Annotated in this window: 21 protein-coding genes and 2 pseudogenes; 19 read left to right on the top strand and 4 right to left on the bottom strand. The window is 70.8% G+C overall.

Annotated features, from left to right (window positions below; translation table 11 throughout):
• Window positions 1-30: 30 nt before the first annotated feature.
• From ABZV93_RS13500 to ABZV93_RS13460, 9 genes are all read left to right on the top strand, one after another.
• Window positions 31-576 carry a Rieske (2Fe-2S) protein gene (locus ABZV93_RS13500; protein ID WP_354934483.1) on the top strand — a complete coding sequence of 182 codons (546 nt, stop codon included), beginning with the start codon at window positions 31-33 and terminating at the stop codon, window positions 574-576.
• A 93-nt stretch (window positions 577-669) separates the two neighbouring features.
• Window positions 670-2,895 (top strand): excinuclease ABC subunit UvrC, encoded by a 2,226-nt coding sequence (gene uvrC, locus ABZV93_RS13495; RefSeq protein WP_354934480.1) that lies wholly within the window; start codon window positions 670-672, stop codon window positions 2,893-2,895.
• Entirely contained in the window at window positions 2,876-3,745 is an 870-nt protein-coding gene (gene rapZ, locus ABZV93_RS13490; protein WP_354934477.1) for an RNase adapter RapZ, read from the top strand. The genes uvrC and rapZ overlap by 20 nt, the downstream gene beginning before the upstream one ends.
• 11 nt (window positions 3,746-3,756) lie before the next feature.
• Window positions 3,757-4,782 carry a 2-phospho-L-lactate transferase CofD family protein gene (locus tag ABZV93_RS13485; protein WP_354934474.1) on the top strand — a complete coding sequence of 342 codons (1,026 nt, stop codon included), beginning with the start codon at window positions 3,757-3,759 and terminating at the stop codon, window positions 4,780-4,782.
• Between the two features lie 86 nt (window positions 4,783-4,868).
• Entirely contained in the window at window positions 4,869-5,849 is a 981-nt protein-coding gene (gene whiA / locus ABZV93_RS13480; protein WP_354934471.1) for a DNA-binding protein WhiA, read from the top strand.
• Window positions 5,850-6,059: 210 nt separating this feature from the next.
• Window positions 6,060-7,082: a type I glyceraldehyde-3-phosphate dehydrogenase gene (gene gap, locus ABZV93_RS13475; protein WP_354934468.1), complete on the top strand. Its 1,023-nt coding sequence runs from the start codon at window positions 6,060-6,062 to the stop codon at window positions 7,080-7,082.
• 2 nt (window positions 7,083-7,084) lie between these two features.
• The gene (locus ABZV93_RS13470) at window positions 7,085-8,266 is read left to right on the top strand and encodes a phosphoglycerate kinase (RefSeq protein WP_354934848.1); all 1,182 of its coding nucleotides are present in this window, start codon (window positions 7,085-7,087) and stop codon (window positions 8,264-8,266) included.
• Between the two features lie 36 nt (window positions 8,267-8,302).
• On the top strand, window positions 8,303-9,079 hold the full coding sequence (gene tpiA / locus ABZV93_RS13465; protein WP_354934845.1) for a triose-phosphate isomerase: 777 nt from the start codon (window positions 8,303-8,305) through the stop codon (window positions 9,077-9,079).
• Between the two features lie 41 nt (window positions 9,080-9,120).
• The gene (locus ABZV93_RS13460) at window positions 9,121-10,263 is read left to right on the top strand and encodes a dihydrofolate reductase family protein (RefSeq protein ID WP_354934465.1); all 1,143 of its coding nucleotides are present in this window, start codon (window positions 9,121-9,123) and stop codon (window positions 10,261-10,263) included.
• Window positions 10,264-10,284: 21 nt separating this feature from the next.
• Here the strand turns inward: ABZV93_RS13460 and ABZV93_RS13455 are convergent, their stop codons facing one another.
• The 3 genes from ABZV93_RS13455 to ABZV93_RS13445 form a co-directional block, all read right to left on the bottom strand.
• Window positions 10,285-10,695, bottom strand: coding sequence for a hypothetical protein (locus ABZV93_RS13455; RefSeq protein ID WP_354934463.1), 411 nt, complete (start codon window positions 10,693-10,695; stop codon window positions 10,285-10,287).
• Window positions 10,696-10,813: 118 nt separating this feature from the next.
• Window positions 10,814-11,080: a hypothetical protein gene (locus ABZV93_RS13450; RefSeq protein WP_354934460.1), complete on the bottom strand. Its 267-nt coding sequence runs from the start codon at window positions 11,078-11,080 to the stop codon at window positions 10,814-10,816.
• Window positions 11,081-11,448: 368 nt separating this feature from the next.
• Window positions 11,449-12,297, bottom strand: a complete 849-nt coding sequence (locus ABZV93_RS13445) for a hypothetical protein (RefSeq protein WP_354934457.1) — start codon at window positions 12,295-12,297, stop codon at window positions 11,449-11,451.
• 87 nt (window positions 12,298-12,384) lie between these two features.
• On the opposite strand from ABZV93_RS13445, the gene ABZV93_RS13440 reads away from it, so the two are divergent.
• The 4 genes and pseudogenes from ABZV93_RS13440 (at window position 12,385) to ABZV93_RS13425 (ending at window position 14,236) form a co-directional block, all read left to right on the top strand.
• Complete coding sequence (locus ABZV93_RS13440) at window positions 12,385-12,876, top strand: HAMP domain-containing protein (protein ID WP_354934454.1); 492 nt, start codon at window positions 12,385-12,387, stop codon at window positions 12,874-12,876.
• 12 nt (window positions 12,877-12,888) lie between these two features.
• Window positions 12,889-13,059: pseudogene (locus tag ABZV93_RS13435) on the top strand (histidine kinase dimerization/phospho-acceptor domain-containing protein); the annotation flags it as partial.
• 105 nt (window positions 13,060-13,164) lie between these two features.
• Window positions 13,165-13,584, top strand: coding sequence for a HAMP domain-containing sensor histidine kinase (locus tag ABZV93_RS13430; protein ID WP_354934842.1), 420 nt, complete (start codon window positions 13,165-13,167; stop codon window positions 13,582-13,584).
• A pseudogene (locus tag ABZV93_RS13425) lies at window positions 13,581-14,236 on the top strand (response regulator transcription factor). The gene ABZV93_RS13430 and the pseudogene ABZV93_RS13425 overlap by 4 nt, the downstream one beginning before the upstream one ends.
• On the opposite strand, the gene ABZV93_RS13420 reads toward ABZV93_RS13425, so the two are convergent.
• Window positions 14,221-15,093, bottom strand: coding sequence for an NAD(P)-dependent oxidoreductase (locus ABZV93_RS13420; protein WP_354934451.1), 873 nt, complete (start codon window positions 15,091-15,093; stop codon window positions 14,221-14,223). The pseudogene ABZV93_RS13425 and the gene ABZV93_RS13420 sit on opposite strands and share 16 nt — an antisense overlap.
• 85 nt (window positions 15,094-15,178) lie before the next feature.
• On the opposite strand from ABZV93_RS13420, the gene ABZV93_RS13415 reads away from it, so the two are divergent.
• From ABZV93_RS13415 to ABZV93_RS13390, 6 genes are read left to right on the top strand one after another with little or no spacing between them, the layout of a single operon-like run.
• Entirely contained in the window at window positions 15,179-15,901 is a 723-nt protein-coding gene (locus ABZV93_RS13415; protein WP_354934448.1) for a GntR family transcriptional regulator, read from the top strand.
• Window positions 15,902-15,940: 39 nt separating this feature from the next.
• Window positions 15,941-17,335 (top strand): sugar ABC transporter substrate-binding protein, encoded by a 1,395-nt coding sequence (locus ABZV93_RS13410; protein WP_354934445.1) that lies wholly within the window; start codon window positions 15,941-15,943, stop codon window positions 17,333-17,335.
• Between the two features lie 6 nt (window positions 17,336-17,341).
• Window positions 17,342-18,328, top strand: a complete 987-nt coding sequence (locus ABZV93_RS13405; RefSeq protein WP_354934442.1) for a sugar ABC transporter permease — start codon at window positions 17,342-17,344, stop codon at window positions 18,326-18,328.
• Window positions 18,325-19,221, top strand: a complete 897-nt coding sequence (locus ABZV93_RS13400) for a carbohydrate ABC transporter permease (RefSeq protein ID WP_354934439.1) — start codon at window positions 18,325-18,327, stop codon at window positions 19,219-19,221. The genes ABZV93_RS13405 and ABZV93_RS13400 overlap by 4 nt, the downstream gene beginning before the upstream one ends.
• Window positions 19,222-19,249: 28 nt before the next feature.
• Entirely contained in the window at window positions 19,250-20,473 is a 1,224-nt protein-coding gene (locus tag ABZV93_RS13395; RefSeq protein ID WP_354934436.1) for a CoA transferase, read from the top strand.
• Window positions 20,470-21,276, top strand: coding sequence for an enoyl-CoA hydratase/isomerase family protein (locus tag ABZV93_RS13390; RefSeq protein ID WP_354934433.1), 807 nt, complete (start codon window positions 20,470-20,472; stop codon window positions 21,274-21,276). Before ABZV93_RS13395 ends, ABZV93_RS13390 begins: the two co-directional genes overlap by 4 nt.
• The last annotated feature ends 4 nt before the right edge of the window (window positions 21,277-21,280 follow it).

The raw sequence follows: 21,280 nt of genomic DNA, 5'->3' as shown, positions 1-21,280 counted from the left end.
CAGCGACTCGCCTGACAGACGGAGGACACCGTGGACACACCCGAGCGGCGCGACCCCGCCCCGATGACCCGCCGGCACGCCCTGGGCGGGGTGGCCGCAGCGGCTGCCGCGTTCCCCCTGCTCGCCGCGTGCGGCGGCGGCAGCTCGAACACCAGCGGCGGTGACGACTCCGCGGGCGGGAAGAGCGACGGCAAGGCACCCGACGACAAGGCGAAGAAGACCCCCGCGCCCGGGGACGACACCAAGACGCCGGGCGACGACGACGCGGCCAAGGGCGGTGGCGGCGGTGGCGACTCCCTCACCTCGACCAGCCAGATCCCGGTCAAGGGTGGCAAGATCTTCGCCGCGCAGAAGGTCGTCGTGACCCAGCCGCAGCAGGGGACGTTCAAGGCGTTCTCCGCGATCTGCACTCATCGCGGCTGCCCGGTCGGCGACGTGACCGGCGACACCATCAAGTGCCACTGCCACGGCAGCGCGTTCAGCGCCCTGGACGGCTCGGTCAAGCAGGGGCCGGCGACCAGGCCGCTGCCGCCGGTGAAGATCGAGGTCGAGGGCGGCTCGATCAAGCTCGCGTGAGCGGGCGGTTCGCGTGGTTCACCCCATCCCGTCCGGCCGGTACCGGGGCGGCCAGGCGACCGGATGGGGGTGCCGTCGCCTAGGCTCGGAAAAGTGGCAGATCCCGCGACCTATCGACCCACCCCCGGCTCGGTTCCCGACCAGCCGGGCGTCTACCGCTTCTCCGACCCTCGGGGCCGGGTGATCTATGTCGGCAAGGCCAAGAGCCTGCGCTCCCGGCTCGGGTCGTACTTCCAGGATCTCGCCGCCCTGCATCCGCGCACCCAGGCGATGGTGCAGACCGCCGCCAAGGTCGAGTGGACGGTGGTCAACACCGAGGTCGAGGCGCTGCAGCTGGAGTACTCCTGGATCAAGGAGTACGACCCGCGGTTCAACGTCAAGTACCGCGACGACAAGAGCTACCCCTGGCTGGCGGTCACGCTGGACGAGGAGTTCCCGCGGCTGCAGGTGATGCGCGGCGCCAAGCGCAAGGGGGTCCGCTACTTCGGCCCGTACTCCCATGCCTGGGCGATCCGGGAGACGCTCGACCTGCTGCTGCGGGTGTTCCCGGCACGCACCTGCTCCAAGGGCGTGTTCAACCGCGCCCGCCAGATCGGGCGTCCCTGCCTGCTCGGCTACATCGGCAAGTGCTCCGCGCCGTGCGTCGGCCGGGTCACCCCGGAGGAGCACCGGGAGATCGTCGAGGACTTCTGCGACTTCATGGCCGGGCATGCCGCGCCCTACATCCGCCGGGTGGAGCGGGAGATGCGCCAGGCTTCCTCGGACCTGGAGTTCGAGCGTGCCGCCAAGCTGCGCGACGACCTCAAGGCGCTCGAACGCGCGCTGGAGAAGAACACCGTGGTGCTGGCCGACGGCACCGACGCCGACGTGGTGGCCCTGGCCGAGGACCAGCTCGAGGCGGCCGTCCAGGTGTTCCACGTACGCGGCGGACGGATCCGCGGCCAGCGCGGCTGGGTCGCCGACAAGACAGACGATGCCGAGACCGGCGAGCTGGTGGAACGACTGCTCATCCAGCTGTACGGCGGGGAGGGCGGGGAGTCCGTGCCCCGCGAGGTACTGGTGCCGGCCCTGCCCGCCGACGACGCGGCGCTGGCCGACTGGCTCACCGACCGCCGGGGCTCCCGGGTCGACCTGCGGGTGCCCCAGCGCGGCGACAAGAAGGCGCTGATGGAGACCGTGGCCCGCAACGCCCACCAGGCGCTCGGGCTGCACAAGACCAAGCGGGCCAGCGACCTGACCACCCGCAGCCGCGCGCTGCAGGAGATCCAGGACGCGCTCGGACTGCCCGAGGCGCCGTTGCGGATCGAGTGCTACGACGTGTCCAACCTGCAGGGCTCGGACGTCGTTGCGTCGATGGTGGTGTTCGAGGACGGCCTGCCCCGCAAGAGCGACTACCGTCGGTTCACCGTGCGGGCCCGCGGTCGCGACAACGGCTCCAACGACGTCGCGTCCATCCACGAGGTCATCACCCGGCGGTTCCAGCGCTACCTCGACGAGCACGCCGAGACCGGTGACGTCGGTGCGGCCTCGCCCACCGGCGCGGAGGGGGAGCCCGCGGAGGCGACGGGGGCGACGAACGGCTCCGGCGCCGGCGGGCGGTCGAACGGCTCAGGTATGGCGTCCGCCGCCACCGGCGTGCCCGCGGGCATCGACCCCGAGACCGGTCGCCAGCGCAGGTTCTCCTATGCGCCCGGGCTCCTCGTCGTCGACGGTGGCCCGCCGCAGGTCGCCGCGGCCGCCCGGGCGATGGACGAGCTGGGCATCGACGACGTCCCCGTCTGCGGCCTGGCCAAGCGGCTGGAGGAGGTGTGGCTGCCCGGCCAGGAGGACCCGGTCATCCTTCCGCGCACCAGCGAGGGCCTCTACCTCCTGCAGCGCGTCCGCGACGAGGCGCACCGGTTCGCGATCACGTTCCACCGCCAGCGCCGGTCGAAGTCGATGGTGGAGAGCCTGCTCGACGACGTACCCGGTCTCGGAGCGACCCGGCGCAAGGCGCTGTTGCGGAAGTTCGGGTCGCTGAAGCGGCTGCGGGCGGCGACGGCCGAGGAGGTGGCCGAGGTGCCCGGTATCGGCATGCGTACGGCCGAGTCGGTGGTGGCGGCCCTGCACCAGCCCGAGCGGGCCGGTGGCCGGCCGGCTGTCAACACCGCGACCGGTGAGATCCTGGACGACCCACCGGAGCCGCCGCACGACGATCACGCGGGCCAGGAAGATCAGCCGGCCCGCACCGACCCGCCGTCGCCGGCCGCCGGCGACGACGCGATGATGCGACCTCTCGCACCTACCCGGGGAGCAACCGATGACGACAGACCCTCCTGAGCTTGTCCTCGTCTCCGGCATGTCCGGAGCCGGGCGCAGCGCGGCCGCGCACGTCCTGGAGGACCTCGGATGGTTCGTCGTCGACAACCTCCCGCCCGAGCTCCTGCCGACGATCGTCAAGCTGGTCGGCGGCGGCGACCGCTCCGTCTCACGGATCGCGGTGGTGGTCGACGTCCGCTCCGGCTCGTTCTTCGCCGCCCTGCAGGGCGCGCTGGAGGCGCTGCGGGCCCGTGACGTACGCCCGATGTTGCTGTTCCTGGAAGCCGGCGACGAGGTCCTCGTCCGCCGGTACGAAAGCGTGCGGAGGCCGCACCCGCTGCAGGGCGACGGCCGGGTCCTGGACGGCATCGCCCGCGAACGCGAGGCACTGCGCGAGCTGCGCGCCGACGCCGACCTGGTCATCGACACCTCCAACCTCAACGTCCACCAGCTCGCGGCGAAGATCGTGAACGCGTTCGGCGGCGCCGACGACCAGGCGCTGCAGGCCACGATCGTGTCGTTCGGCTACAAGTACGGCATCCCGGTCGACGCCGACCTGGTGGTCGACTGCCGCTTCCTGCCCAACCCGCACTGGCAGCCGGAGCTTCGGCCGCGGACGGGTTTGGACCCGGAGGTTCGGGAGTACGTCCTGAAGCAGGAAGACGCGCTGCCGTTCCTCGACCAGTACGAGGGCCTGGTGACCCTGCTGGCGCGGGGGTACCTGCGGGAGGGGAAACGGTTCGCGACGATCGCGGTCGGATGCACCGGCGGCAAACACCGGAGTGTGGCGATGGCGGAAGAACTCGGCTCGAGGCTGCGCGAGCACGGCATCGGCAACCTCGTCCTGCACCGTGACCTGGGGCGCGAATGACGTCGCCCCCGGTGACAACGGAGACGACGGGCGCGGGACCGAAGGTCGTCGCCCTCGGCGGTGGGCACGGCCTGTCCGCCTCGCTGTCGGCGCTGCGCCAGGTCACCGAGCGGCTCACCGCGGTGGTGACGGTGGCCGACGACGGCGGCTCCTCCGGCCGGCTGCGCTCGGAGTTCGGCGTACTCCCTCCCGGTGATCTGCGGCAGGCGCTGGCCGCGCTGTGCGGCGACGACGAGTGGGGACGCACGTGGGCCGAGGTGTTGCAGCACCGGTTCGCCAGCGACGGTGAGCTGTCCGGGCACGCGGTCGGCAATCTGCTGATCGTGGCGTTGTGGGAACGCCTTGCCCAGCGCTCGTCGGGGCCCGTGCCGGGGCCGCCCGGTGCGGCGGCCGCCACCGCGGCCACCGCGGACCGCCATGTCGCCGGCCTTGACTGGGTGGGCCGGCTGCTCGGTGCCCGTGGCCGGGTGCTGCCGATGTGCGCCGTCCCGTTGCGGATCACCGCCCAGGTCGAGGGCCTCGATCCGGCGAATCCCGCGCTGGTGGAGACGGTGCGCGGTCAGTCGGAGGTGGCGAGTACGCCCGGCCGGGTGCGCAGCGTGGCACTGGAGCCGCCCGACCCGCCGGCCTGTCCGGAAGCGGTAGCGGCCGTCCGCGAGGCCGACGGCGTGGTGCTCGGTCCGGGCTCGTGGTTCACCAGCGTTCTCGTGCACCTGCTGGTTCCCGAACTGGCGGCCGCGTTGCACGAGACCAAGGCCCGCCGCATCCTCACCCTCAACCTCGCACCACAGGCGGGGGAGACGCGGGGTTTCTCGCCCGAGCGGCACCTCGAGGTGCTCGCCGCGCACGCTCCTGACCTGCGGGTGGACGTCGTGGTGGCCGACGACGCGTTCGTCGCCGACCACCCGGCGCTGGTCGACGCGGCGACCAAGCTCGGCGCCGAACTCGTGATGGCCGACGTCGCCTGGGCCGATGGTTCGCCCAAGCATGACCCGCAACGCCTCGCCCGTGTGTATGCCAAAGTGTTATCGGCGTAACACTGAGTAGTGGAGATGATCCTGAGAAGCCTCACCGGCTCGACCCATTCGCGGTGCGAATTCCCCTTTCGTGGCAGGATCGGGCCATGGCGATGACGGCGCAGGTCAAGGCGGAGCTCACCAGTGCGACGGTGACGAAACCCTGCTGTCGCAAAGCGGAGGTGTCCGCGACCCTTCGGTTCGCCGGCGGCCTGCACATCGTCAGCGGCCGAATCGTCATCGAGGCCGAGCTGGACACCGGCGCTTCGGTCCGGCGACTACGCAGAGAGATCGCCGAGGTGTTCGGGCACGTCAGCGACGTGTTGGTGCTCGCGCCGGGTGGTCTTCGCAAGTCCAACAGGTTCGTCCTGCGCGTGGTCAGGGAGGGCGAGGCGCTCGCTCGCCAGACCGGTCTGCTCGACGGTCGCGGTAGGCCCGTACGCGGGCTGCCGCCGCAGGTGGTCAACGGCTCGACGTGTGACGCCGTGGCCGCCTGGCGTGGTGCCTTCCTCGCCCACGGCTCGCTGACCGAGCCGGGCCGCTCCGGCGCGCTGGAGGTCACCTGCCCCGGCCCGGAGGCCGCGCTCGCCCTGGTCGGTGCCGCCCGGCGGATCGGCATCGTGGCCAAGGCCCGCGAGGTGCGCGGCATCGACCGGGTGGTCATCCGCGACGGCGACGCGATCGGCGCGCTGCTCACCCGACTGGGTGCGCACGAGAGCCTGATGGCCTGGGAGGAACGCCGGATGCGCCGGGAGGTACGCGCCACCGCCAACCGGCTCGCCAACTTCGACGACGCCAACCTCCGGCGTTCGGCCCGCGCCGCCGTGGCCGCGGGGTCCAGGGTCCAGCGGGCGCTGGAGATCCTGGGCGAGGAGGTGCCCGAACACCTGCAGTTGGCCGGCCGGCTCCGTCTGGAGCACCGGCAGGCTTCCCTGGAGGAGCTGGGCCAGATCCACGAGCCGCCCCTGACCAAGGACGCGATCGCCGGTCGCATCCGGCGGCTCCTGGCGATGGCCGACAAGCGGGCGGCCGACCTCGGGATTCCCGGCACCGACGCCAACCTCACCGCGGAGATGATGAGTTCCTGACACACCCGCGGGCCGGGCGCCTCACCGGGTTCCCGACCAGCGGCTCCGTCCGTCGCGGGCCGGGTCGGGGCAGGGCGGGGCAGACCAGATAGTCTCCGCGGTGAGAATGCCTCGGCGCACACCCAGGGAATCGCCGCCAGGCAACGAGGCCAGGCCCCTGTCCGCAGCGCAGATGCACGACAAGCAACGACCCATGCGAGGGAGCGTCCTGTGACCATTCGGGTTGGAATCAACGGCTTCGGCCGGATCGGCCGCAACTTCTTCCGGGCCGCACTCGCCCAGGGTGCGGACGTCGAGATCGTCGGTGTGAACGACCTCACCGGCAACGACGTCCTGGCCCACATGCTGAAGTACGACTCGGTCCTCGGCAGGCTCGACGCCGACGTGACGTACGACGACACGTCGCTGACCGTCGGCGGCAAGTCCTTCCGTGCCACCGCGGAGACCGACCCGGCGAAGCTGCCGTGGGCGGAGCTCGGCGCCGACGTCGTCATCGAGTCGACCGGCCGCTTCACCAAGGCGGCCGACGCCCGCAAGCACGTCGAGGCGGGTGCCAAGAAGGTCATCATCTCCGCGCCGGCCACCGATGAGGACATCACCATCGTGCTCGGCGTCAACGACGACAAGTACGACCCGGCGAAGCACACGATCATCTCCAACGCGTCCTGCACCACCAACTGCGTGGCGCCGATGACGAAGGTGCTGCTCGACAACTTCGGGATCACCAAGGGTCTGATGACCACGATCCACGCCTACACCACCGAGCAGCAGCTGCTCGACCAGATCGCGGTGACCCGAAAGGGCACGGTCAACCTGCGCCGTGCGCGGGCGGCCGCCATCAACATCATCCCCACGACCACGGGTGCGGCGAAGGCGACCAGCCTGGTCATCCCCGAGGTCAAGGGCAAGCTCGACGGCATGGCGTTCCGCGTTCCGGTTCCGACCGGCTCGGTCACCGACCTCGTGGTCGACCTGGAGCGGGAGACCACCAAGGAGGAGGTCAACGCGGCCTTCAAGGCGGCCGCCGAGGGCCCGCTGAAGGACATCCTCGTCTACACCGAGGACGAGATCGTCTCCTCCGACATCGTCAACACCGCGCCGAGCTGCACCATCGACGCGTCGCTGACCATGGTCAACGGCAACCAGGTCAAGGTCGTCGGCTGGTACGACAACGAGTGGGGCTACTCCAACCGTCTGGTCGACCTCGCCGCGCTCGTGGGCCGGTCGCTGTGACCCTGGCGACCATCGACGACCTGGGTGACCTCCGTGGCCGGCGGGTGCTGGTCCGATCGGACCTGAACGTACCGCTGGACGGTGGCCGCATCACCGACGACGGCCGCATCCGGGCCAGTGTCCCGACCATCCGCGCGCTCGCAGACAAGGGCGCGCGGGTGGTCGTGACCGCCCACCTCGGCCGGCCGAAGGGCGCACCGGACCCGAAGTACTCCCTGGCGCCGGTGGCCGAGCGCCTCGGTGAGGTGCTCGGCGCTCCGGTGGCGTTCGCGTCCGACCTGGTGGGCTCGAGTGCGCAGGAGACGGTCGACAGCCTGGCCGACGGGCAGGTCGCCCTGCTGGAGAACGTCCGGTTCGACCCGCGGGAGACCAGCAAGGACGACGCCGAGCGTGGTGCGCTGGCCGACGAGCTGGCGAAGTTCGCCGACGCGTTCGTCTCCGACGGGTTCGGCGCGGTGCACCGCAAGCACGCCAGCGTCTACGACGTGGCCCAGCGGCTGCCGCACGCCGCCGGTGGCCTGGTGGTCGCCGAGGTCGAGGTGCTCCGCCGGCTGACCGACCAGCCCGAACGCCCCTACGCGGTGGTGCTCGGCGGCGCGAAGGTCTCCGACAAGCTGGGCGTCATCGACAACCTGCTCGGCAAGGCCGACCTGCTGCTGATCGGTGGCGGCATGGTCTTCACGTTCCTCGCCGCGCAGGGCCACGAGATCGGCAAGAGCCTGCTCGAGGCCGACCAGTTGGAGACCGTCAAGCGCTACTTGTCGCAGAACGGTGACCGGATCGTGCTGCCGGTCGACGTGGTGGCCGCGACCGAGTTCTCCGCCGACGCCGACCACGACGTGGTGGCCGTGGACGCGATCCCCGCCGACCGGCTCGGTCTGGACATCGGCCCGGAGTCGGGCCGGCTGTTCGCGGAGAAGCTCGCCGGCGCGAAGACGGTGTTCTGGAACGGCCCGATGGGCGTCTCGGAGATCCCCGCGTTCGCGGAGGGCACCAGGGCGGTCGCGCAGGCGCTCACCGAGACCGACGGCCTGTCGGTCGTCGGCGGCGGTGACTCCGCGGCGGCGGTGCGTTCGCTCGGCTTCCCCGAGGACGCCTTTGGACACATCTCGACCGGTGGCGGTGCGAGCCTCGAATACCTCGAGGGCAAGACGCTGCCGGGTATCGCGGTCCTGGAGGACTAGACAGTGGCGACGAAGCAGACCGGCCGCAGGGTCCTGATGGCCGGCAACTGGAAGATGAACCTCGATCATCGCGAGGCCGTCCACCTGGTCCAGAAGCTCACCTGGATCCTGCAGGACAAGAAGCACGACTACGAACGCGTCGAGGTGGCCGTGCTGCCGGCGTTCACCGCGATCCGGTCGGTGCAGACGCTGATCGACGGCGACAAGCTCCGCCTGGTGCACGGTGCGCAGGACCTCAGCCAGTACGACAAGGGCGCCTACACCGGCGACGTGTCCGGTGAGATGCTGGCCAAGCTCGGTTGCAGGTACGTCCTCGTCGGGCACTCCGAGCGCCGGCAGTACCACAACGAGGACGACCAGCTCGTCAACGCCAAGGTGCAGGCCGCGTTCCGGCACGGCCTGGTGCCGATCCTGTGTGTCGGCGAGGGCCTGGACGTCCGGCGCGAGGGACGTCAGGTCGAGCACACCGTCGGCCAGGTGCAAGCCGCGCTTGACGGGCTGAAGGCCGAGCAGGTAGCCGACATCGTGATCGCGTACGAGCCGGTGTGGGCCATCGGCACCGGTGAGGTGGCCACGCCCGAGGACGCGCAGGAAGTGTGCGGGGCCATCCGGCAGGCGGTCGCCGACCGCTACGACGCCAACGTCGCGGACGCGGTGCGGGTGCTCTACGGTGGCTCGGTGAAGGCCGCCAACGCCGCCGGCATCATGGAACAGCCCGACGTCGACGGCGCGCTGGTCGGCGGGGCGAGCCTGGACCCGGAGGAGTTCGCCGGGATCTGCCGCTACCACGAGCTGCCCAACCTGCCTTCCTGAGCAGGTGGTCGCCGTGGTTGCCCGGCGAGGTCGTCACGCGCGTGACTGAGGTGCTCGAACGCCCGTACGTCGTCGCCAGCGCGGCACAGTCGCTCGACGGTTACCTCGACGACTGTGCCGACGCCCGGCTGGTCCTGTCCGGCGAGACGGATCTGGACCGGGTGGATGACGTACGGGCCGGGTGCGACGCGATCCTGGTCGGCGCGCACACGCTCCGGCGGGACGACCCGCGACTGCTGGTCCGCTCGGCCGAACGCCGGCAGGCGCGGGTCGCGGCGGGACGTCCGCCGAACCCGGCGAAGGTCGTGCTCACCCGGTCTGGCGACCTCGATCCCGGTGCGGCGTTCTTCACCGCCGGGCCGGCGGATCGGCTCGTCTACGCCGCCGGTGGCTCGGCTCCGGAACTACGTGCGCGACTGGGCTCGGCGGCCACGGTCGTCGACGCCGACGACCTGGGTGACGGACCTCCCGACGGAGTGGACCTCAGCGCGGTGCTCGCGGACCTGCACCGGCGGGGCGTACGCCGCCTGCTGGTCGAGGGCGGCCGGCGGGTGCTGACCGCGTTCCTCACCGCGGGGCTGGTGGACGAGCTGCACCTGGTGGTCGCGCCGTTCTTCGTCGGCGACCCGGACGCGCCCCGCCTGGTCGGGCCGGGGGAGTTCCCGCACGGGCCGGGCAACCGGATGCGGCTGGCCGAGGTACGCCGGGTCGGTGACGTGGTGCTGGCTCGGTACCTCCTCGCCGCCGCCGACGACTTCTGGCTGCGACGCGCGATCGAGCTGTCCCGTGCCTGCCCGCCCACCGGGTCGGCGTACGCCGTGGGAGCGGTGGTCGTCGACGACACCGGACACGAGCTCGCCAGTGGGTACTCCCGGGAGACCGGTCCGCGCGAGCACGCCGAGGAGGTCGCGCTGAGCCGGATCGACCCGGCCGACCCGCGGCTGGCCTCGGCCACGATGTACTCCAGTCTGGAGCCGTGCAGCGCCCGCGCCTCCCATCCTGTGCCCTGCGCGGACCTGATCATCCGCGCCGGCATCCGCCGGGTGGTGCTCGCCTGGCGCGAACCCGCGCTGTTCGTCGACTGCCACGGCGTGGAACGCCTGCGCGACGCGGACGTCGAGGTGGTGGAGCGGCCCGAGCTCGCCCCGCTGGCCCGCGAGGTCAACGCCCACCTGTTCGACTAGGGCGCTCAAGCCCGACCTGGGTCAGGCCCGGGCCTCTTCCTGCACAGGGTGGAGGTACACGACGGGCTTGCCGATCCCGGTGGCATAGGCGATCTCGCGGCTGGTGGACTCTCCGACGTAGCCGTCGACGTTCAGCACCAGCACCTCGTCGGCCAGGTCGATCTTCCGCAGGTGCAGCGCGCCCAGCCGCGCCTTCACCTCGTCCACCTCGTCCGTGCCGTCCGCACCCACCAGGTCACCGTCGGCCCCGGTCTCCCAGCCGATCGACAAGACGATCGCGCCGTCCAGGGTGAGGCGGAGGTTCTGCCGGCGGAACTCCTCGTAGAACCTCGTGGAGCCGCACAGGACCACGATGCGCGGCCGGTCGCCACCGAAGTCGCGTACCAGGTCGTGGTGCTCGGCGCACTTGGTCGAGTCGTGGGGAGACGTCATTGCTTCGTGTCCTTCCGAACAGCCGAGACGGCGTCGCCACGGCACCCGACGGACCCGGCTCCGGCGCCCTTTGAGGATCATGGCCGGTCCGCGACCACCACTCGGTGCCGCTCCGGCATTATCGCCAGTCGGGGTTCGGGGCGGGTTCCCGTCCACCCCGGCCAAAGGCCGTGCGCAGCACGACCGCCGTGTACGCGCAGAGCAGGACGAGCCCACCCCACCACGGGAGCGGAAAGTACCCGGCCGAAGGGGCGTAGTGCGCGGTCACCTGCGGATACTCCACCATCGTCTGGGTGACGGCGAAGCCGGCTGCCGGGGTGAGTCGCAGCAGCCACTCCGACACCGTGTCGGGCAGCAGCGGGACCGCGGTGACGGCGTAGGGCACGGCAACCAGCGACGTGCCGAGGAGAATCGCCGCCCAGCAACACACCGAGCCCGTACGTGAGCACGGCGCACAGGGCGAGGACTGCCGCGACTCCGACGATCACCCGCGTGCCGGCCGCGGCGGACACCGGCTGCACGGGGATGCCGTTGCCCCTGAGAATCGCCAGACTCACCGGGAGGGTGATGCCGACGGCGACCAGCCCGGTGACGAAGCCGGCTGCTTCTACGATGACCGCCCGGGCGGTGACCAGTCGCCGGGAGTCCGGGTCACGAGCCGTTCGGACACCGTGTCGGGCCGCGACGACGATCACGATGGTCAGCGCGATCGTCAGGCCGAGCAGGCTCAGCGTGACGGCCGGCACGCCTTCCTCACCGAGTGGCCCGATGTCGCCGGTGCCGCTGACCGTGATGACTCCGCCGTCCTGCACCGCTCCGGACGCGTGGTGGTCTTTCTCCCACTCGGTCTCGTTCATCCGGCCAACCGGGTCGCTGTTCCACGAGCCGGTGACACCGCCCTCGACGGCGACGTTGTCGAAGGTGCCGACGGCCTGGGTGAACCGGACCTCCTCGGTCGCGCCGCCGAGGCCGACCTTGCGGAGGGTGAGGTCGCCGGGGGAGGTGGCGAAGAGCCAGCCCGACCTGAACGGTGTCCGGCAGCCCCGCGAGCCTCGCCGTCGCGACGGTGCGCCACCGCCGGCCGTCGGCCGACTCGGCGCCGGTGATGGTGTCGCCGGAGCGGGTCAGGCGCAGCCAGCGCGGGAACCGCCCCGACGGGCCGCCTCCGGCGACGTCGTGCTTGTAGTCGTACTGGAATCGCACGCCGTGGCTGCCGGTCATCATCAGTGCCGCGTACGGCGAGCCCTGCCGCAAGCCGTCCTTGACGATGATCCCGGCCTTCGCCCACGGCACCAGACCGGACACGATCTCGTCGTGGTCGGGTGGAGGGTAGGTGATCGTCCCGGTCATCGAGGTCATCCGGACCGTGATGCTGCCTTCGGGGCCCAGGTCGCGATGCAGGAACCAGAACGTGTCGCTCACGGTGGAACCGTCGCCGGCGACCGGATCGGACGGGCAGGGGCCGTTGCAGGACGAGCGGTTGCCGAGGCTGGACACCAGCCCGAGGGCGATGACGGTGAGTGCCGCGGTGGCCAGGGCGATCAGCCGGCCAGGGCGGCGGAACGCGGCCCATTCCCGCTGAAGGAGTTCGGTGGTCGACATGCCGTCGGTTCTACGGATCGGCAGGTGACACCGCCCGAACCGACGTTGTCATGCCGTTGTCAGGTCCGGCCGGGCATGCTTGGAGGCATGAGCAGGCTGCGCGGTGGAACGGTCGGAGCGCGGTTCACGATCCTGTACGCCGTGGCGTTCCTCCTGTCCGGCGTCGGGCTGCTGGGCCTGACCTTTCTCCTCTCCGACCTCAGCATGGTCAGGTCGGTTCCGGCCGGGCCGGTCCCAGGTGGGAACCTGAGCGCCGAGGGGAGTCCGGCCGCGGCGCAGCAGCGCATCCGGGAGCTGGAACACCAACTGGGTACGGTTCACGCGCAGCAGTCACGCCAGTACCTGGTCGCCGCGCTGATGGCGCTGATCGTGATGGCGGTCGCCGCGGCGCTCCTCGGCCGGCTGTTGGCCAGGCGTGTTCTGCGGCCGTTGCGGCTCCTCACGAGTGCCACGCGGCGCATCTCCGCCGACAGCCTGGACCGACGGCTGGACGTGGCCGGACCCGCCGACGAGGTGAGGGAACTGGCCGACACCATCGACGAGCTGCTCGGGCGGCTCGAGGCGTCGTTCACCGCGTAACGCCGCTTTGTCGCCAACTCCTCCCATGAGCTGCGCACGCCGCTGGCGACGATGCGGGCGTCGCTGGACGTCGCGGTCGCGAAGCCGGACCCTCCCGCCTCGACGGTGGCCCTCGCGGACCGTCTGCGTACGCAACTCGACCGGGTCGACCACCTGCTCGACGGCTTCCTCGTCCTGGCCCGGGCGCAGCACGGCCCGCTGCCCGACACCGCCTCGGTCGACCTCGGCGGGTTGATCGAAGCCGCGCTGGGTGAACGGGCCGCCGACGCGCAGGGGAAGGGGCTCCGGGTGAGCGTGGACCTTCGACCGGGGACCCTGATCCAGGGCAGCCCGGCACTGCTGGCACGACTGGTAGGCAACCTCGTCGACAACGCGGTGACGCACAACGAGGACGGCGGGTGGATCGCGATCACCGGGTCCGCCCGCGACCAGGAGACGGTACTCGTCGTCGAGACCGGCGGGCGGACACTCGATCAGCGGGAGGTCGACCGGCTGGCGCAGCCCTTCGAGCGGCTCGGCGGGGAGCGTACGGGCTCCTCGGGCCTGGGGCTTTCGATCGTGGCCGCTGTCGCCGCCGCGCACGGCGGCCGGCTCGGCCTGTTCGCCCGGCCGGAGGGCGGCCTGCGCGTGTCGGTCACCTTCCCGGCGAGGCACGTCGGGCACGACGCGAGGGTTCCGGTGAGCGTCGCGGGGGTTCCGGCCACATGAGGATCCTCGTCGTCGAAGACGAGCACGCCCTCGCCGACGTTGTCGCGGAAGGGCTGCGCGACCAGGGGATGGCCGTCGACCTCGCCCGCGACGGGCTGACCGCTACCGCCAAGCTGGACCTCACCGCGTACGACGTGGTGCTCCTGGACCGGGGTCTGCCCGGACTGCAGGGCGACACGCTGTGTCAGATGATCAGTGAGCGCGCTCACCGGCCGATGGTGCTGATGCTGACCGCGGCGAGTGCGCCCGGCGACCGGGTCAGTGGGCTGACCCTGGGCGCGGACGACTATCTCGGCAAGCCGTTCCACTTCCCGGAGCTGATCCTGCGCATCCGGGCGCTGGCCCGCCGCAAGCCGGATGCGCGGCCCAGACGCCTGCGCGTGGCCGGGATCGAGCTTGATCCTGTCCGCCGTACCGCCGTCCGCGACGGCGTGACCTCACCCTCTCGGTGAAGGAGTTCGCTGTGCTGGAGGCGCTGCTGCGGGCGAGTCCGGGTTTCCTGAGCGCCGAGGCGCTGCTGGAGCAGGTGTGGGACGAGAACGCCGACCCGTTCACCAACACGGTGGCGGTGACGGTGGGCAGGCTCCGGCGCAGGCTCGGCGACCCACCGGTCATCGCGACCACGCCCGGAGTCGGCTACCGGATCGGGTGATCCCCGACGGACCGCGCGTGCTCCTCCACCACGTCGGCGAGGGTCTGGGCCAACAGACCGGCCACCGGCATCGTCACCCCCGCGACCCGGCCCGCGGCGACCACCTCCCACAGGTCCTTGCTCCACGGCCTGGACCGCACGGGCACCTGCGAGGCGTCGTAGGCCTGCGCCGTGCGGTCGAAGAAGCCCCACTCGCGCGCCGACCAGGAGTCGCCGGTGCTGGTACGGGCGACCTCCAGGACGGTCTCGGCCGGGACCTCGTGCGCCTGCGCCAGCCGCAGCGCCTCGTGGGTGCCGGCAAGCGAGGCGAACATCATCAGCTGGTTGGCGAGCTTGACCGCCGCACCCGCTCCGGGCGGCCCGGCGTGCACGACCTGCTCGGCGATCGTGTCGAGGTACGGCCGCGCCGGCTCCAGCGCCGCCTCGTCCGCACCGACCATGACCGTGAGTGCTCCCCGCTCGGCGCGTTCGGCGCCGCCGCTGACCGGCGCGTCCAGGAACGCCAGCGAACGCCGCCGGGCGCGCTCACCGAGCTCCCGCGCGGTCGCGGGCAGCACGGTGCTGTGCACGGCGACCACCGCGTCGTCGGCCAGTCGGTCCAGCAGCTTCGGGGTCTCCAGCACGGCGGTCACGGTGTCGTCGTCGGGTACGGCGAGAGCGAGCACCCGGCAACCGGCGAGGTCGTCGAGGGAGTCGGCGCCGTCCGCGCCGCGCTCGACCATCGTGGCGACCGGACCGGCGTTGACGTCGTACGCCGTGACCGGCCAGCCGGCCCGGACCAGCGCGGTGGCCATCGGGAGTCCGAGGTTGCCCAGCCCGACGAACCCGACCCGGGCCGATTTCGGCAGCGCGGCCATGGTGTCTCCTCTGGTCGGCGGTGATCTTGGTGACTATTGTCTACAACAGGCAAGCGTCTTCCACAATCGTCGAAGGGAACGCTTCGTGGCCGGACGTCGCCGCATCGACCCGCCGAGCCTGGTGCAACTCGCCGCGCAGGAGCTACGCCGGATGATCCTGGCCGGTGAGCTCGCGCCCGGCGACCGCCTGATCGAGGAGCGGCTCACCGAGGAACTCGGGATCAGCCGTCCGCCGCTGCGCGAGGCCATGCGAACGCTGCAACACGAGGGCCTGGTGGAGATCACTCCTCGGCGCGGCGCGTCGGTGACCCGGTTGGCCGACGGCGACGTGGTGGAGATCCTGACGCTGCGGTCCGCGCTGGAGCGGCTGGCCGTCGAGATGGGCGTACCCGTGACCGATCCCGCCCGGCTGGCCCGCTGCCGCGCGGCGCTGGCCGAGATGGAGCGGTGCGCGGGCAGTGCCGACCGCGCACAGCTGGTCGAAAGGGGCTACGAGTTCCACCGCGCGATCGTGGGGCTGGCCGGCCACCGGCGGCTGGAGGGCATCTACGACTCACTCCACCAGCAGCTGTTGTGGTGCATGGCGATGAACCTGCACACCCGCGAGCACTTCTACGAGGACCTCGCCACCCACGTCGCCCGCCACCGCGACCTGCTGGACCTGATCGAGAACGGGGACCCCGAAGCCGTACTCCACGCGCTGGCGCACCACGGCGAGCGGTCGTTCACCCACGGGTTCCATCAGCCCCAGCAGGACGCACCCATAGCTCCAGACGCACCAGGGGCACCAGACGCAGTGAGCAGGTGACAACGGCTACGCCCGACCAGCACCCGAAAGAGGTGGACCGTGCACGGCAGCTCCGCACCTCACGATGTCGTTCGACCCGACCTGTCAAGGCGAGGTTTCCTGGCCCGTGCCGGGTTCGCCGCCGCCGGCCTCGGCTCCGTGGCCGCGGCGTGCTCGCCGTTTCGCGGCGAGGTGGACGACGAGAAGTCCGGCTCCACCACGATCCGGTTCATCACCCCGGCCGACCTGGGGCTGGAACGCACGCTCTACAAGGGGTTTCTGAAGGACTTCGAGAAGACCAACAAGGGTACGAAGGTCACCGTCACCTTCGAGGCCTGGGACGACTACATGGCCAAGCTGCCCACGTTGCTGGCCGGCGGCGCCGTACCCGACCTGATCCACCAGCACCAGAGCATCGTGCAGGACTACGGCCACCGCAACGCGTTGCTCGACCTCGCGCCGTTGATGAAGCGGGACGGCATCCAGCGGTCGGCGTTCGTGCCCGCGCTGATCGACAACTTCAGCGACGGCGGCAAGATCTACGGCCTTCCCAAGGACTCCGCGGCCTGGGGCGTCTACTACAACAAGGACATGTTCGACGCGGCCGGTGTCGCGTATCCGAAGGACGACTGGACGATGGACGACCTTCGCGAGACCGCCCGGAAGCTGACCCGGGACAAGCAGGGCCGCAGCCCCGGCGATCCCGGCTTCGACGGCAAACAGATCAAGCAGTGGGGGCTGAACTGGCTGGCCCCGACGCCGACCGACTCCGAGAACAGCAGGGCGTTCGTGCGGGCGTTCGGCGGTGACTGGTACGACGCGAAGTACCAGAAGACGCTGGTCGACCGGCCGCCCGCGATCGCGGACTTCGAGTTCTTCCGGTCGTTGCGGTGCACCGACCGCAGCACTCCCTCCCCGTCGCAGGAACTCGGCCAGGGCGACCCGTTCCGCTCCGGGCTCACCGCGATGACGGTCAGCCATCATTCCCAGGACTTCTTCCTGCGGCAGGAGAAGACGAAGTTCCCCTGGGGAATCACGTTCGTGCCGAAGGGACCGGGCGGCCAGTTCGTCGCGGTCGGCTGCAGCGGCTGGGCGATTCCCAAGCAGGCGAAGAACAAGGAGGCCGCCTGGAGGCTGCTGAAGCACCTCACCAGCCCGCCGGTGCAGCAGGGTTTCGCCAAGCAGCACAGGTGGGCACCGAGCGTGCGGTCGGCACTGGACTCGCTGGTGCCGGACAAGCCCACCGAGGGGTTCGTCAAAGTGCATGTCGACCCGCTGCGCGAGCGCAGTGACCGTACGGTCATCAGCTTAAAGTTCCCCGCCAACCAGTCGCGGATCAAGGAGATCTACGCCACGAACTTCGATCCTCTGTGGGCCACGTGCGCCACCGAGGATGTCGCGGGTGCCGCCGCCCGGACCAGGGCGCAGGTGGACTCGATCCTCGCGCAGGGGTGATCCGCGATGGTCACGCAGACAGCTGATCCGCGGGAGGAACCCGCGACGCGGGGCAGACGAGGCGGGCTTCGCGGGATCGGGCGGGGCGGGTCGCGAGGCGGCCTCGGCACCCGGCGACGGGAGGCGATCGACGGCTACCTGTTCATCGCGCCCTGGCTGGTCGGGTTCGTGTTCCTGGTCGCGGGACCGATGCTCGCCTCACTCGTGATGTCCTTCCTGAACTGGGACCTGTTCAGCCCGCCCACCTGGGCAGGGCTCGGCAACTTCCGGTTGCTCCTGCACGACCCGCTGGTGGGCAAGTCGTTGTGGAACACCGCGTTCTTCACCGTGTTCAGCGTCCCGCTCAACCTGGCGACCGCGCTGGGCGCCGCACTGCTGCTCAACCAGCGGGTGCGTTTCCGCTCGGTGTTCCGGACGTTGTTCTACCTGCCCGCGGTGATGCCGGCGGTGGCGAACGCCATCCTGTGGTTCTGGATCCTCAACCCCGAGGTGGGCCTTGCCAACTCCGTGTTGCGCATGGTCGGGCTGCCCGAACTCCAGTGGCTGCAGGACCCGCACACCGCCAAGCCGTCGTTCGTCCTGATGAGCCTGTGGGGGATCGGCAACACCATGGTGATCTTCCTGGCCGGCTTGCAGGGAATTCCGCAGACCCTGCACGACGCGGCCCAGGTGGACGGCGCGAACTGGTGGCACCGGTTCTGGGCGGTGACCGTGCCGATGCTCTCGCCGGTCATCCTGTTCAACCTCGTGCTCGGCATCATCGGGTCGTTCCAGATCTTCACCAGTGCGTTCCTGCTGGCGGGGAACGGTGGTCCGGAGCAGTCCACGTTGTTCTCGGTGCTCTACCTGTACCGCCTGGGGTTCGAGCAGTTCCGGATGGGCTACGCCGCGGCGTACGCGTGGGTGATCTTCCTGGTCATCCTGGTCTTCTCGCTGGTGCAGTTCCGGTTGTCACGGTCGTGGGTGCACTACGAGGGTGAGGACGCACGATGAGCGGCGGCGTGACGAGCGGTCCCACGACGAGAGCCGGCGCGACGGGAAGGGGTGCGGCGAGCGGTACGGCGATCGCACAGAAGACGGTGCTGTACGCCGTGCTGGCGGCCCTCGCGGCCGTCTTCTCGATCCCGATGCTCTGGCTGGTGTCCACGTCGCTGAAGGCGCAGGGCCAGGTGTTCGCCTATCCACCGGTGTGGATCCCGAACCCGGTGCGGTGGGTCAACTACCTGGAGGCGATGGACCGGGCGCCGCTGCTGGTCTGGCTGGCCAATACCACGATGATCACCCTCCTGGCGATGACCGGGACGCTTCTGTCGAGCTCGCTGGTGGCGTTCGGTTTTGCCCGGTTGAGGTTTCCCGGCCGCAGGCTGCTGTTCTACCTGCTGCTGTCCACGATGATGCTGCCGGACGTGGTGACGCTGGTGCCGCAGTTCGTGTTGTTCCGGTCGCTGGGCTGGGTGGACACCTTCGCACCCCTGGTGGTGCCGGCGTTCCTCGGCGGCGGCGCCTTCAACGTCTTTCTCGTACGGCAGTTCTACCTGACGATCCCGCGCGACTTCGACGAGGCGGCCCGGCTGGACGGCGCCTCGAACCTGCGGATCTGGTGGCACATCATGCTGCCGCTGTCCCGGCCGGTGCTGGTCGCGGTGGGCATCTTCTCGTTCGTCTACCACTGGAACGACTTCCTGCTGCCGTTGATCTACCTGCAGAGCGAGGGGAACAAGACGCTGGCGCTCGGACTGCGAGCGTTCATCTCGCCCACGGACGCGTCGTGGAACATCAGCATGGCGGCGTCGATGTTCCTGGTGATCCCGGTGCTGATCGTGTTCTTCGTTGCCCAGCGTCAGTTCATCCGGGGTGTGGTGATGACGGGCATCTCAGGCAGGTGAGCTCGGGCAGGTGAGGGGGATCGCGCACATGGACCAGGGAAGCCTTTCGGGCGTACGGGTGGTGGAGGTCGGCGTCTTCATGGCCGCGCCGTTCGCCGGGATGCAACTCGCCGATCTCGGTGCCGACGTGGTGAAGGTGGAGCCTCCCGGCAGGGGAGACCCGGCCCGCCAGGTCGGGCCGTACCTGCAGGGGGAGGGGTCGGCGTTCGTCCGGCTCAACCGCAACAAGCGTTCGGTGGCCGTCGACCTCAAGCACCCCGACGGCAAGGCGGTGTTGACACGGCTGCTCGCGACAGCCGACGTGTTCCTGCAGAACCTCCGCCCCGGCGCGATGGACGCGCTCGGCTTCGACTACGAGAGTGTGCGGGCGGTCAACCCGCGGCTGGTGTACGTGTCGCTGTCGGGGTGGGGGCAGGACGGTCCGCGCGCGAGCCTGCCCGGCCTGGACGTGATGGCGCAGGCACGGGCGGGGCTGATGAGCATCACGGGGGAGCCGGACGGCCCGCCGGCCAAGGTGGGCGTGCCGTTGTGCGACCTCACCTGCGGTCTGTACGCCGCGCTGGCCGCGGTGGCCGCGCTGCGGTCCCGGGACCACAGCGGGGCGGGGCAGCACGTCGACGTGTCGCTGTTCGAGTCGGCGGTGTCGATGGGCATCTGGGAGGCGGGAAGGTACTTCGCCACCGGTGAGGTCGGCGGCCGGCTGGGCTCGGCGCACCAGAGCACCGCGCCCTACCAGGCGTTCGCGACCGCCGACGGCTGGGTCACGTTCGGCGCCGTCACACCACGCACCTGGGTGGCGGCCTGCGCCGTACTGGGCCTCGGCGAACTGGCCGACGACCCGCGCCTCGCCGACGCCTACCAGCGCCAACTGCTGCGGTCCGAACTGACTCCTGTGATCCAGCGCGCAACCCGGGGTTGGCAGACGGACGAACTCGTGCGCGCACTGGAGAAGGCGGGTGTTCCGTGCGCGCCGATCGCGGACTACGCGGAGGTGTTCACCGACGACCACCTGGGGGAACGGCACTACTACTGGGACGCGCCGCACCCCACGCTCGGCGCGGTCCGCCAGCTCGGGTCGCCGATGCGAATGTCGGCCACTCCGCCTGTCCGCGGCCGGGCCGGGCCGTCGCTGGGCGCCGACAGCCGCGAGGTCCTGCGTGAGGCAGGATTCGCGATGTCGGAGATCGAGCGACTGGAAGCCGCCGGCGCGGTGCGGTGCGACGGGCCGGACCGGGAAGGACGGTCGGAGTGAGCGACACGGGAGCCACCGAAGCCACGCAGGCCACGGACGAACTGCTCGTCGAGCGCGACGGGCCGGTGCTGCGGGTGACGTTCAACCGCCCCACGCGGCGCAACGCCATGACCTGGGCGATGTACGACGGGCTGCTGGCCGCCTGCGACCGGGCCGAGTCCGACTCCTCGATCCGGGTGATGGTGCTGCGGGGGGCCGGTGACGAGGCGTTCGTCGCGGGCACCGACATCGGGCAGTTCGGGGAGTTCACCGGCGGCGACGCGGGAGTGGCGTACGAGCAGCGGATGACCCGCCTGCTGGAGACGGTGTCCGGTGTACGGGTGCCGACCGTCGCGGTGCTCACCGGCTACTGCGTGGGCGCGGGCCTGGCCATCGCCGCGTCGTGCGACCTGCGGATCGCCGCCCGCGGCGCGCGGTTCGGCGTACCGATCGCGCGGACCGTCGGCAACTGCCTGTCCACCCGCACGGTCGCGCTGCTGGTGGACAACCTCGGGCCCGCCCGCACGCTCGACATGGTGTTACGGGCAAGGCTGCTGGACGAGACCGAGGTCGCGGCGGCGGGGTTCCTGTCGCAGGTCTGCGAGCCCGAGGACGTCGACGCCGAGGCCGAGGTGCTGGTCGCCCGGCTGGTCGAGCACGCGCCGCTGACGATGTGGGCCACCAAGCAGGCCGTACGCCGGATCATGGCCGCGCGCGTGCCGGACGACACCGACCTCGTGCACCGGGTCTACGACAGCGCGGACTTCCGCGCGGGCGTCGCGGCGTTCGTGGCCAAGCAACGCCCTTCCTGGACTGGGACCTAGCGGG

It is taken from the genome of Actinopolymorpha sp. NPDC004070 (assembly GCF_040610475.1).
In the GTDB taxonomy this organism is placed as follows: domain Bacteria; phylum Actinomycetota; class Actinomycetes; order Propionibacteriales; family Actinopolymorphaceae; genus Actinopolymorpha.
Note: the sequence above shows the minus strand (reverse complement) of the source record. Positions and strands in the feature narration are given on the sequence as shown.

What these genes read in the sequence shown, in the direction of transcription:
- ABZV93_RS13455 (WP_354934463.1), bottom strand. Translation starts at nt 10,695, where the DNA reads ATGACGTCTCCCCACGACTCGACCAAGTGCGCCGAGCACCACGACCTG.
- tpiA (WP_354934845.1), top strand. Translation starts at nt 8,303, where the DNA reads ATGGCCGGCAACTGGAAGATGAACCTCGATCATCGCGAGGCCGTCCAC.
- ABZV93_RS13395 (WP_354934436.1), top strand. Translation starts at nt 19,250, where the DNA reads ATGGACCAGGGAAGCCTTTCGGGCGTACGGGTGGTGGAGGTCGGCGTC.
- ABZV93_RS13400 (WP_354934439.1), top strand. Translation starts at nt 18,325, where the DNA reads ATGAGCGGCGGCGTGACGAGCGGTCCCACGACGAGAGCCGGCGCGACG.
- ABZV93_RS13440 (WP_354934454.1), top strand. Translation starts at nt 12,385, where the DNA reads ATGAGCAGGCTGCGCGGTGGAACGGTCGGAGCGCGGTTCACGATCCTG.
- rapZ (WP_354934477.1), top strand. Translation starts at nt 2,876, where the DNA reads ATGACGACAGACCCTCCTGAGCTTGTCCTCGTCTCCGGCATGTCCGGA.
- whiA (WP_354934471.1), top strand. Translation starts at nt 4,869, where the DNA reads ATGGCGATGACGGCGCAGGTCAAGGCGGAGCTCACCAGTGCGACGGTG.
- ABZV93_RS13420 (WP_354934451.1), bottom strand. Translation starts at nt 15,093, where the DNA reads ATGGCCGCGCTGCCGAAATCGGCCCGGGTCGGGTTCGTCGGGCTGGGC.
- ABZV93_RS13445 (WP_354934457.1), bottom strand. Translation starts at nt 12,297, where the DNA reads ATGTCGACCACCGAACTCCTTCAGCGGGAATGGGCCGCGTTCCGCCGC.
- ABZV93_RS13405 (WP_354934442.1), top strand. Translation starts at nt 17,342, where the DNA reads ATGGTCACGCAGACAGCTGATCCGCGGGAGGAACCCGCGACGCGGGGC.